Source organism: Chryseobacterium sp. RU33C, from assembly GCF_900156015.1.
Taxonomy (GTDB): Bacteria; Bacteroidota; Bacteroidia; order Flavobacteriales; family Weeksellaceae; genus Chryseobacterium; species Chryseobacterium candidae.
In genome coordinates, this window is sequence record NZ_FTMT01000017.1 from 115,678 (window position 1) to 128,059 (window position 12,382).

General features: G+C 34.3%; 9 protein-coding genes. 2 read left to right on the forward strand and 7 right to left on the reverse strand.

What is annotated here, in order from left to right; genetic code table 11:
- Positions 1–7 precede the first annotated feature (7 nt).
- Complete coding sequence (locus BW946_RS14845; RefSeq protein ID WP_076596919.1) at positions 8–814, reverse strand: hypothetical protein; 807 nt, start codon at positions 812–814, stop codon at positions 8–10.
- Position 815: 1 nt separating this feature from the next.
- A complete protein-coding gene (locus BW946_RS14850; protein WP_076596920.1) occupies positions 816–1,562 on the reverse strand; it encodes a hypothetical protein in 747 nt (248 codons plus the stop codon).
- Between the two features lie 182 nt (positions 1,563–1,744).
- Between BW946_RS14850 and BW946_RS14855 the strand changes: the two genes are divergently transcribed.
- Together BW946_RS14855 and BW946_RS14860 are read left to right on the forward strand one after the other, a co-directional pair.
- Positions 1,745–4,885 (forward strand): UvrD-helicase domain-containing protein, encoded by a 3,141-nt coding sequence (locus BW946_RS14855; RefSeq protein WP_076596921.1) that lies wholly within the window; start codon positions 1,745–1,747, stop codon positions 4,883–4,885.
- A 133-nt stretch (positions 4,886–5,018) separates the two neighbouring features.
- On the forward strand, positions 5,019–5,243 hold the full coding sequence (locus tag BW946_RS14860; protein WP_139326016.1) for a hypothetical protein: 225 nt from the start codon (positions 5,019–5,021) through the stop codon (positions 5,241–5,243).
- A 71-nt stretch (positions 5,244–5,314) separates the two neighbouring features.
- Here BW946_RS14860 and BW946_RS14865 read toward each other — a convergent pair whose 3' ends face one another.
- The 5 genes from BW946_RS14865 to BW946_RS14885 form a co-directional block, all read right to left on the reverse strand.
- Positions 5,315–5,824: a ferritin gene (locus BW946_RS14865; protein ID WP_076596923.1), complete on the reverse strand. Its 510-nt coding sequence runs from the start codon at positions 5,822–5,824 to the stop codon at positions 5,315–5,317.
- A gap of 127 nt (positions 5,825–5,951) precedes the next feature.
- Positions 5,952–6,401: a hypothetical protein gene (locus BW946_RS14870; protein ID WP_076596924.1), complete on the reverse strand. Its 450-nt coding sequence runs from the start codon at positions 6,399–6,401 to the stop codon at positions 5,952–5,954.
- Positions 6,402–6,587: 186 nt separating this feature from the next.
- Positions 6,588–7,532, reverse strand: a complete 945-nt coding sequence (locus BW946_RS14875) for a hypothetical protein (protein WP_076596925.1) — start codon at positions 7,530–7,532, stop codon at positions 6,588–6,590.
- A 139-nt stretch (positions 7,533–7,671) separates the two neighbouring features.
- Complete coding sequence (locus BW946_RS14880) at positions 7,672–10,323, reverse strand: 4-alpha-glucanotransferase (protein ID WP_076596926.1); 2,652 nt, start codon at positions 10,321–10,323, stop codon at positions 7,672–7,674.
- A 125-nt stretch (positions 10,324–10,448) separates the two neighbouring features.
- Positions 10,449–11,615, reverse strand: coding sequence for a T9SS type A sorting domain-containing protein (locus BW946_RS14885; protein WP_076596927.1), 1,167 nt, complete (start codon positions 11,613–11,615; stop codon positions 10,449–10,451).
- Positions 11,616–12,382: the final 767 nt, after the last annotated feature.

Here is a 12,382-nt window from a genome sequence, read left to right on the forward strand (position 1 = left end):
GTATATATTATTCTTGAGTTCCTTCCAGTTTATGTGTTTTCCTGTATTCTCCGAAGGCAACTTTAAGTTCATATTCAACGACAGTGATACTAAAATCTTTTCGGTATCTTTTCGCCAATGAACGCGTTTTGTCGGCATACAGAAGAAATGCATCAATCTGTTCTTCATCCATTCCGTATTTTTTCAGGAAATTCAGATTCACTTCATTTCTGACTCTTTTGAGAAAATCCTGAGTTTCATTGTAATTCGCTTTGGTAACCTTGGGCTGTGCCAGTTTCTTTACGGCATTAAATACGCCAAACAAATTGACCTGCCCAGCATTGAAATCATGACCGGTAAATGTTTTAGATACGGTATTATCAGGTAAAGGCTGATTTAACGGGCTTCTCATATAGTCTTCCATATCTGATTTTAGAGCCTGAAGTTTTCCGGATTCATTATAGTGTTGATTATCTTTTGCCAGATTTCCGGTAGGCCTGTATTTAATTGTAACCTCTGGAATTTGAATTTCCATTTTCTTCAGCATAATATTGAACGGAGCATTGATCTCTTCTCTGGTCAATTTTTTATCAACACGGTAATATCCTTCTTTTACAAATCTGATCTCATCATTTTCTTTGGCTTCGATTTCAAATTTTCCGGACATATCACTTAGTACACTTCTATTTTCCGAAATATTAACAACAAGCACAGGTGCTAAATCCAGATCATCGCCTGTGATTACATTTCCTGATATTTTTTGTTGTCCCCAGAATTCTGAAGCAATACAAAAAAGCACCAAAAATAAAACTCTTTTGATACATCTTATTTCCATATTATCTTTGAGTTTGTGGAGCACGATAAGATGAAATTCTTGTCAGGACAAAACGCTGAAACCTGTTCAGATCCGCCTCACTGCAGAATCCGTATTTCAGGATTTTTTTCCTTTCGAAGCCACCTGCAAAAACATAATATATAAAATGGTCTATCAGAGGTTTCTCTATTTTAAGATTTGTAAAATAATCATCACCAAGGCTAGCTCTGATATATTTCATTAAATCTACATCATCCCATTTATTTTTAACTTTTCCTATAAAAAAACCCTCCCCTTTCGGCTGTACAAATTCTCCGGGTTTTGCTGCCAATATTCTGGGATCTGATTTTTGAGCAATATACTGATCCATTTCTTTGATCAGTTTTTCAACCTTTTTCGGTTTATTGTAAAGTTTAGAATCTATTTTAAGGTTTCCGGTAAGCCCTTGTTTTACTTCTACTTCAGGAATCTGAATAGTCTGACGTACAAGACTTATATTCATGGGAGATTGTGTATTTTCCTGAGAAACTATTTTTGTAAGACGCTCATAACCCGCTTTTATAAAACGTAATTCATCTCCCTGCCTTCCGGAAATCATAAAATGGCCATCCCGGTTTGATACGACTATCTCATCGGTTCTTATATTTACTACATTCACATCCTGCATTTCAGTACCGCTTTCGGAAATGATCTTACCAAATATATAATTTTGGGCATGGATGTGGATAAAAAGAATAAAGGATAAGAAAAAGAATAGTTTAAGTTTCACAGGCTATTTTTTATAAAGCAAAGCTAAAATTATTTTTAATGTATTCCATAAGTTTAACCACAGTTAACGTGTTTTAATATTTCTTTTTAATTTTTACCATTTAAACTGTTAAATCGACTGATTAAATTGTTAAAATTTCTTTTAAATTTTAGCTAACTTGCAGTCTCAATTCTCTTTCAACAATGCAAAATTCTTACACAGTCATCAATGCTTCTGCCGGATCCGGGAAAACCTATGCCCTGGTACAAAGGCTTCTGATGATTTGTCTCCGCTATCCTAATCAACAGCAGTCGATCAGGAATATTCTGGCGCTTACTTTCACCAATAAGGCAGCGAATGAGATGAAGGAAAGAATTTTATCATGGCTGGGAAATTTTTCAGCTAAAGATTATGCTGAGAATACAGATCTGAAAAATATCCAGAAAGCATTTGAAGAACAGGGGGTGAAAATTACAATCGACGATCTTCACCAACGTTCTAAAAAACTACTGGACTATGTTCTCCACAATTATTCCACACTGAATATCGGAACGATTGACCGTTTTAACTCAAGACTGGTAAGAAGCTTTTCCTATGAACTGGGACTGGCGAAAAATTTTAATCTTGAAATTGAAGCTGAGCCGTTTCTGATAGAAGCCGTTGATAAAATGCTGGATCAGATTGGTGAAAATGAAACGATCTCGAATTCTTTCATGGATTATGTAGACTACAGTCTTGAAAACAATGAAAGAATCAATCTTAATAAAAATCTTTATGATTCTGCGAAGGAATTTGTAAAGGATATTCATTATGAACACCTGAAAAGCAATAAAAGTTTTGACGATGCCAATTATGAGAATATAAAGAATACACTTCGTAAAGAGATTGTTCTTAATAAAAAGCAATCTGCAGAGCTGGCCGCAAGTTCTATTGAATTATTCAAATCAAGAAATATTGATATTGAAGATTTTGCTCAGGGTAAAAACGGAATCGGGGGCTTCTTTACTAAGGTTATAGATTTTTATCAACAGAAAAGAGCAGGTTTTCCTTTTCCGACGACTCAGGAAGAATCTGTTATCAATAATTACAGGAAGGGAGCTTCTTCAAAGTCGAAACATAAAGAATCTGAGATTTTTGAAATTCTGGATCAGCTTCTGGACAACCGTATGAAACTTATCATTCTGTATATTGAAACCCAAAAGAAAGAGAAAGTTTTGTCTGCTCTTCTTCCTTTAAAGGTAAACAAAGATATTCAGGATGAGCTTCAAAAAATTGAAGAAGAGAACGATCTTGTTCTTCTTTCCAAGTTTAATATTCTGATCAATGAAAATCTTAAAAATGAACCTTCAGCTTTTATTTATGAAAAGGTGGGTGCACAGTTTCAGCATTATTTCTTTGATGAGTTTCAGGACACTTCAGAACTGCAGTGGCAGAATTTTGTACCGCTGAGAGATCACAGTGTTTCTACAGAGAATACTTCATTTACATTGGTAGGCGATCCCAAGCAGAGTATTTACAGATTCCGTGGCGGCGAAAGTAAACTGATGCTGGATATTATCAACAAAAAAGAATTTTCACCAAAGGAAGCTGATCTTCTGGTATTAAAAGATAACTGGAGAAGTGCCAGAAACATTGTACAGTTCAACAATGAGCTGTACCGTTTTCATTCTGAAGGGCTACTTGAAGAGCATCAGAATATTTTCGGGGCAGATGCTGAGCAAAATCCAAAATCCAAAATGGATGGACGTGTAAAGGTAAATCTGATCGAAAATCTCACGAATGAAGAATTTTATACCGATACTTCTGAAAGAATGCAGAAAGATATTCAGGAATGCCTGAATAATGGTTTCAAGTTTTCTGACATAACGATTCTTTGCCGTGGAAATTTTGATATTTTCAGTTATTCTCAAAAACTGGGAAGCTTAAAAGTTAAGTATAAAGGAGAAGAAACCAATATTAAAACGATCTCTGATAAAGGGCTTACGCTGGAACTTTCCAATACGTTAAAGGCTGTTATTGAATTTCTTCGCTGGGAACTCAATCCAAAGAATAAACATTGTCTGATCATGATGATGTATCATCTGAATACATTGGGAAAAATTCATATGCCGGATTTTACTTTAGGAATGAAAGAAATTCTGGATATTGAAGGCCACGAAGAAATAGTAGAGTTTATTCAGCAAAAATATTCACTGCAGCTTAAACAGAACAACTTCCCGAGATTCAATCTTTATAATTTTATAGAATATTACATCAACGAATTCTCTGTTGAAAATAAAGAAACAGACTTTTTACTGAACTTCCTGGAAATGCTTTTCAACTTTACACAGAATGCGGGTGCCAGTACTAAAGAGTTTCTGAAATATTGGGACGAAGAGGCTTCTTCTTATACCATTCAGGCATCGGAAAATATTGATGCAGTCCAGATCATGACCATCCACAAGTCTAAAGGATTGGAATTCCCGATTGTTTTTATTCCTATGATGAACAAAAACCGGGACAGTGAATTTACCAGCTGGTTTGATACCAACGAAAATGAAGCATTAAAATCGGTCAACATCAATCAATTCAGTAAAAACCTGGAAGCTTATGATGATGAAATTCTGTTTTTCAATACTAAAAATTCTTATAAAAACCTGATTGACAGATTATGTCTTCAGTATGTTGCGACGACAAGACCTGTTGAACAATTGTTTTTTTATCTTCAAAAAGCCAATAAGACTTCTAATAATCTGGAGCTTTTGGAATTCCTTCAAACAAAAAATCCCGAACAGGCTGATGAGTTTGATGTGTATGAAGTACATCCTGAGATGCTGAAGAAATATTCAAAAGAGAAAAGTTCCTCTTTTAAAACCCAGAATATTGAGAATCTTAAGAATATTAATGAAAAAAGTACATCTATCAAGATTGCAACACCTTCAAAAAACTATCAGGTACGAAATGAAAAGGTAAGAATCGGACTTTTTGTTCATGAACTTTTATCGAAGATCAATACCGAAAGAGATATCGTGAAAGTATTGGATGGTTATGCTTTGGAAGGGCAGATTACACTGGAGGAGAAAAATGAGATACAGGTTACGCTGCAGGAAATTGTCAGAACTTATGCAGAATTCTTTGATGAAAAATGGGAAGTAATCAATGAAAAAGACATTATGATCTCTGAAAAAGGAGAAAGCCATATATTCAGACCTGACCGTATTTTAAAGGGTGAAGAAGGGTATATCATTGTTGATTTCAAAACCGGTGAACAAAAAGCTAAGGATGAGGCACAGGTAGAAGGTTATAAAAATATTCTTGAACGTCTGGGCAAAAAAGTACTCAAAACCCAGATTATTTATCTATAATTTAAACATTTCCAAAAGGTTAATATTATAATTCTTGTAAAAAGTCCTTCAAAATAGAAAAGGTTTTATTATTTTTATTCAGTACGAATAAAATTATAGTTTTTGATTATATTTTGATTTCAACTAACCAACCATGAGAATATATTTAACCTCCTTTTTACTAAGTCTGATCATAATGTTGTCTTCTACAGTGGTCATTTACAATATTATTGATTGTCTGGATCCGCCTGTTCCATCAGATGGTCATCATTATATGCCTAATGAAAACATTGCAAACTCATTGTTTTTAAGTTTTGTATTGGGAGCAGTAGTTTTTATTTCTGCTGTGAGAATCCAAAGGCAACCGTATAGGAAATAGCTATGTTATCATGACAAAAAAACCGCTATTCATGAGGATAACGGTTTTATATTGTGTAGATTTTTTCAATCTTAAGCGGTTGTACCAGGAGTAAATACTCTCTGAGACAATTCCTGATCAAAAAGGTACAATGCCGACGGGTTATCACATACCATTTTGATTTTTGTTACGTATTGAGAAGCACTTGCTTCTTCTTCTACCTGTTCGTTGATAAACCATTGCAGGAATGATGTAGTTGCAAAATCTCCTTCTTCGTTTGCATTTTTTACAATATTGAAAATACTTTTAGTTACAATTTTCTCATGTGCCAATGCTTTCTCAAAAATATCTGTTGCATTTTCGAAGTCGTGTGGAGGCTTTGGAATTTCTCCAATGATAATTTCTCCTCCCACATCATTCAAATAATCAAACATTTTATCTGCATGCATCAATTCCTCTTTGCTCTGTACTCTGAAATAGTTGGCAATTCCATCCAGGTCTTTTCCAGAAAACCATGCAGACATTGAAAGATAATATTGAGCGGCGTATTGTTCGTGGGCGATTTGTTCGTTAATTAATTTTGCAATTTTTTCGCTAACCATAAGTATTAAATTTATAGTCAAAAATAGGGAATAAAAGCCCGAAATCAAAAGTTTTAAAGAAAATTAATAGAAAAAGGATGGAAAACCATCCATCCTTAACACATTAAAAAACTAAAATTACAAACTGTTATTTTACTTCAGCAGTTCCCGTATTCATAGGCTTTTTCATCATTTTTCTTTCTTTCATAGCCATTTTCATTTTCTCTGCTTTAGCTTTTCTGTCAGCCTGCCATTTATCATATTGATCAGGAGTAAGGACTTTTTTCATATCAGCATCCATTTGTGCTCTTTTGGCGTGCATTTCCTGCATTTTAGCCTGTCTGTCTGCCTTATGCTTGTCAAACTCTGCCATCATTTCAGCTTTTCTTTTGTCCTGAAGAGCCTTTATCTGAGCTACCTGAGAAGGGTTAAGATTAAGGTCTTTTTGCATCTGATCCAAACGTTCCTGTTGTTTCTGTTCCATTTTCTGCTTCATTTCAACAGCTCTTGCCTGTCTGTCTTGTGGAGTTGTAGTCTGTTGTGCCATTGCAAAACCTCCCATTCCGATAAATGCTATTGCTAAAACTAATTTTTTCATCTTTTTAAAATTTAATTAATTGTTATTTTGTTATTATACCTTTTTGATTATGAATAAAATCATAAGTTAAATTGCTATATTCATAAATAATGTTAAATTTTAACAAAAACAAAACAATAAAACAACAAAAAAAGGACAGATTATAAAAACCTGCCCTTCACACCACTTAAATATAATATATGAAAATTAATTCCTTACTAAACTGCCTCTAAAACCTCCACCGCTATTACCACGGTTTTCTTGTCTTGGTGCAGCATTTTCAGACTTCTGTCTGAAACCTCCATTACTTCCTCTGAATCCGCCATTATCTTCTCGTTTGGGAGCTTCTCTTCTTACATCACTATTTCCTCTAAAGCCACCTCCATTATTATTTCTGAAGCCTCCGTTATCTGTATTTCCTCTAAAGCCACCGTTATTATCATTTCTGAAACCGGAGTTATTGTTATTTCCGTTATTTCCGCGGAACCCTCCCGAATTCCCGTTGCTTCCCGTGTTTTTGAAACCATTATCCGGTCTGCTGTCTCTTCTGATAATATCAAATGTAGGATTATTCATTCTGCGGAATCTTGATCTGTCTACCCTGTAAATATTGATATTGATATTTCTATATCTAGGCATTACCGTATATCTAGGCACATAATAGGTTCTTCTGTAATTCTGGAAATAGACTATTGGGCTGGAGCCTCTGTAATAATTATTCTGGAAAACCACAAATACTCGTGGTCCTAAGATTCTTTCCAGTGCATAAAATCTGTCATAATACCATCTGTCCGGATTATATCTGTAGAAATTATTCCATGCTGTAAAGCTTGCATACAGGTTATTCAATCTCATAATCTGATCTACCTGCCATCTGCTTAATCTGTTTTGTATGAAAAACCCGTTCCAGTCGATATTAATAATACTTCCTCTGTAGTCATTATAATAGCTTTGGTAATAATTACTTGGATAATAGTCCTGCGGATAATTGTAATAATAATCGTCAGGGAAATAATTTCTATCATCTTCGTCACTATAATAGCCTCCTTCATTCTGATAATAACCGTCATCATCCCAACCATTATTCGGATACTGCTGAGCCGAGGTCAAAACGCCTAACCCAAAAGCTAATCCCAAAAATATTTTTTTCATCTCTATAGTCGTTAATTGGTTAATATATAGCCGAATATCTTAATTCTATCCTTTTGATACAAATAAAAAAAAGAAGTTAAATCATAAGATTAAACTTCTTTTAAAATATCCTTAACCAACTGATAGTCAATTGTTAATTTTATACTCTTCCACTATCTTTTATCCAATGGGCAATTTTTTGGTTGAAAGATTTTCTTTCTTTCAGATCTTCAAGCTTTATATGCATTCTGTAGCGCCAATAATGTGGAAAAACTGCAGGGTTGTTGATTCTTTCATTATCGATTTTCTTATTGGTAAGCTCTGCATCTGTCGCCAGAAACTCCTGAATCGGGAAAATAGCAAGCATCGCCTCATTATACAGATGCTGTTTCATGATAATCTCTGCAAGATGAGGATTAAGATCTTCCGGAGCTTTTCCGTATTGTATCAACTGTTGATTGTAATATTTCTGTGTCAATACAGGATCTTCTTTCCACCATTGTCTTAATGTTGAACTGTCGTGGGAAGAAGCTGTCACTACATTCATATAGCTTGCATTCTTAGGATTATAGAACGGAATATTTTCAGAAGGCATTCTCTGTACTTTAAGTGCAATAATAGCCAATTCATTCATCACAACGGGCACACACGCAGGAACCATTCCCAGATCTTCACCACAAATCAGCATTTTGGTAGCATTCAGGATAACCGGAAGTTTCTCCATGGCTTTTTCCAACCATAAATGGTCCTGTCTTCTGAAGAAGTAGTCATGATAGAGGTCATAAATACTCTTCTGTTCCGATTCCGGAAGGTATTGATAAGATTCTGTATTGTATACATTAAATCTCGGATGATAAACCGTTTTCCCATTTCTTTCTTCTGTTAAAAACAAAACGTTGGCACAAAGGGAAACCAATTTTTCTTCAAGAGAGCCATATGATTTTTTCTTAAAGAAGTTAACGAGTTTTCTCTGGGTATCAAATTCTTCTTTGAAAGTATACGTACCATCTTCATTACGGTTCATCAACTCAAGAGCTTTTCCGCTTTCTTCTCCGAAATAATCCCATAAGATCTTATTATTGATAAAAGGCTTACAATACCTGTCAACATTGAACGGAATCTGCCACGCTTTAAATTCCTCCTCAACAATAGGAACAGCCGGATAAAAGTATCCTAAAATTCCCTGTACGGCAGAAACCGGCATTCTCCATATTCTGAAGAAACCTAAAATATGATCAATTCTCATGGCATCAAAATACTGTTCCAATGCTTTGAACCTGTTTTTCCACCATTTGTAATCGTCTGCTTTCATAGCTTCCCAATTATAAGTTGGGAACTCCCAGTTTTGTCCAAGTTCTGTAAACTGGTCAGGCGGTGCACCAGCCTGGAAATCCATACCGAATAATTCAGGTTCTGTCCAGGCTTCTACAGAATATCTGTAAATTCCAATAGGAAGATCTCCCTTCAACGAAACTCCCAGGTTATGGGTATAATCAACAGCATCTTTAAGCTGTACATGCAATTGGTATTGTACCCAGGCATGGAGCATTGAGGTATCATAATCTTTATTTTTAGTTGTAAAAAACTGTGAGATCTTTCCGGCAATATATTTCTTATGGGTCTTCCAGTCGTTGAAGTTAGGTGTTTTGTATTTATCTCTCAAAACACAGAACGCGGAATAAGGAACAAGCCAGTATTCATTATCCTTGATGAATTTTCTAAAATTTCGGTCTTTATAAATTTTATCTTTCTCCTTGTTGAAAACAGCTGTCAAATATTTCCACTTGCCTTCAATCATACTTTCATAATCGATGAGATCCAAAGAATTTAATTTCTCTTTTTCAGACAGATACTCATCAACTAATTCCTTCGGTAAAGAGTAATCAAGGTTTTCTAAAGAAATATATTGTGGATGTAAAGCATAAACAGACACTGCGGCATATGGGTAAGAATCCGTCCATGAGTAATTAGCGGTTGTATCATTGATCGGGAGAATCTGAATAATTCCCAAATTGGTTTCTTTTGTCCAATCTGCCAGTTTTTTAATATCTGTAAATTCTCCCACTCCAAATCCGTTTTCGCTTCTCAAAGAGAATACAGGAATTGCCACACCGGCATCATGATACATCTGATAACCTTTAAATCTGAAATAATGATTGGAAACCACCTGCAAAACGTCAGATAATTGATTAGCTACCGTAAATCTGTTTTCCCCGGTTTCTACATCTATTACTCTATTTTCTTTCGTATCGTAAATACAATATTTAAATTGGATAAATTCATTCTCCGGGATTTCAACAGAAGCTTCCCACATTCCAAAATCCGTCTGATTCAGATGAACAACTTTGTCATAGTTCCAGTTTCCTAAGGATGCTGTATTTCCAAAAAGAACAATCCTCCAATCCGGATTATAAATTGGAGCTTCAATTCTGAAAAGGTGGGTATGTTTTTTTAAAACCGTAACTTTTTCAGGAATAAAATCGTGCAGCTTATTGTAAAGGATTTTGTTATTTAAATAATTTTCAGGAAAGTTTTTGTTATTCCATTCATCAAAAATGATAAACTCCTTGTAATTATGTGGAAAAATCAAATGATGACCTACAAATTCTTCTCTTACTACATTTCCTTTTTCATTCACTACGCGATAATGATAGGAAATAAATTTTGAAAAATAATCTACCTCGCATTTCCATAACCCATTATCCGCATAAAACATAGTATGGACATGTATGGTATTCTCCTCTTCACCAAATACCAGTTGTAAATTTTCTCCAGCATTTACAATATATCCTACATTAAAGTATAGTTTCATCTATATTTTTTTTATAAAAGTACATTATAATATCGAAAAATAAAACTTATTGAATATCAAATAATCATTAAAAGACCTTTTCAAAATGTTTGAAAAGGTCTTTATATCTTGAATTATAATTTTAATTATTTTGTTATAAGAATCTTCTTATTGAATATTGCTTTTCCTGATTCATCAGCAATATTTACAATATACGCTCCGGTTACCAATCCTTTAAGGTATACTTTTTCATCCGATGAGCCATCTTTCACAGATAAATTCTGAGTCATTACATTTTGACCTGCCATATCAAATATATTCAATTTAATGATGCCTTTTATATTCTTATTAACATGAACGTTGATATAGTGTTCATCAACTCTTGTTGGATAGATATCAAGATTAGAAGCAAGAGTATTTAGTGCTGAGGATTTATCATTAGCAAAATATTTACTTGCCAAATCGTAAATATGAAGTCCCTGTTCTCCCGGAAGCTGTTTAGCCTGCAAAGTTGTCAGATCTACCTCATATAAAGCACCTCCTTTAGCACTTGCTATTATCACTTTTCCCTGGGCATTTACTGCTGAACCATTTACTGAATAGTTATCAGGAATACCTGTAATTTTACCTATAAATTTAGCATTCAAATCCTTTGTCGCAATTTTAAAAACATTCCCTGAAGCAGCAAATACATAGAAATTATTATCTGTATCAGCAATCATATCACCACCAAAACCAGTCTCCATAGCTGTAAAAGAATTTCTTCCGTTAGAAGGATCATCTTTAATAATTCCAAGATCATTTACGGTGTATTGCCCGGCTTTTTTGCTGATTTCCAAAAACTGTGTTCCCGCATTATTTACAGCATAAATATTACCGTTATATCCGGTTGTCATTCTGGTAATATGAGAATTAATATCACAGCTTGAAATTTTTGCCACATTATTCTCAACCAATCTAATCTCCTTAGTCTGAGGATTTAAAATATAAACATTTGATGAAAACATAGGCATATACACCAGATTATTATTCGAAGAGTCGTAAGCAAGTGCCGCCATAGTGATTGATTGAGAGTTATCATAAGAACTTCTATCTTCAGCTACAATACCTTTTCTAGCCTGTGAAAACACTTTAACTGATGAATCAGCTGTGAAAATTTTCTCCCCGGAAATTCCGTTAGAAGCATCAATTGTTCGGAAATCATTAAAAGTAATACTTTGAGTATCTTTTCCTGTAATCGCAAAGAAATCCTGTTGTGCATGTGCATTCACACCTAATAACAGCAAAAATAAAGGGAATAAATGTTTTTTCATACTATTTAATTTAGATTCGTAATGTATTTGATTTTACTAAATTACACAATTTTGAATTACCAAAAAATAAAAAATCTCTGGTAATTGAATAAAACAGATCAAAAATTAAAAGATATGGTCATAAAGACCTTTAGCTACTCATCTATTTGTGTTGATTTGCATCTACAGACATCTAAAAATTTCAGGAGCTGTTTCCCGCTATCCATTCATACTCCTCGCGCCTGCGCTTTCCCACACTCAAACTCTCCAACTCTCCAACACAAGCTGTGGGGTAACCATTCCTATCGGGGCTAGGATGGTGAATGAATCATCAATGATAAATTATAAAATGATGTGACAAGGTCAGGGTACGGGTTCCGTGGTTATCTTTTCCAATAGCGTTATTGGTTGCAATGGGGTTATTTCTTTTTATTTGGACTGCTTCTTTCCTACTGTGTCATTCCGCAGGAATCCAGCCAACTTTATTAGAGTCTTAAGAGTTCAAAGGTTAAAAAAGCAAAAGTAATACTGAGTTATTTGATAATACTTTGTTCAGACTCCTGCGGAGTGACAACTGGAGTGTATGCTGTCCAGCATAAGTAATAAATGATAAGTGATAGTTGATCAATGATAGTTGATTGATGTATCGTTTATCAATTATTACTCATTGCTCATTATGTATGAGTTTAGGTGTTCCCTGCTTGGGTATAAAGCAAAAAAAAATCCTTTATCAATAAGATAAAGGATTTTTAAAAATAAAATAAAAACTGGCGGCGGCCTACTCTCCC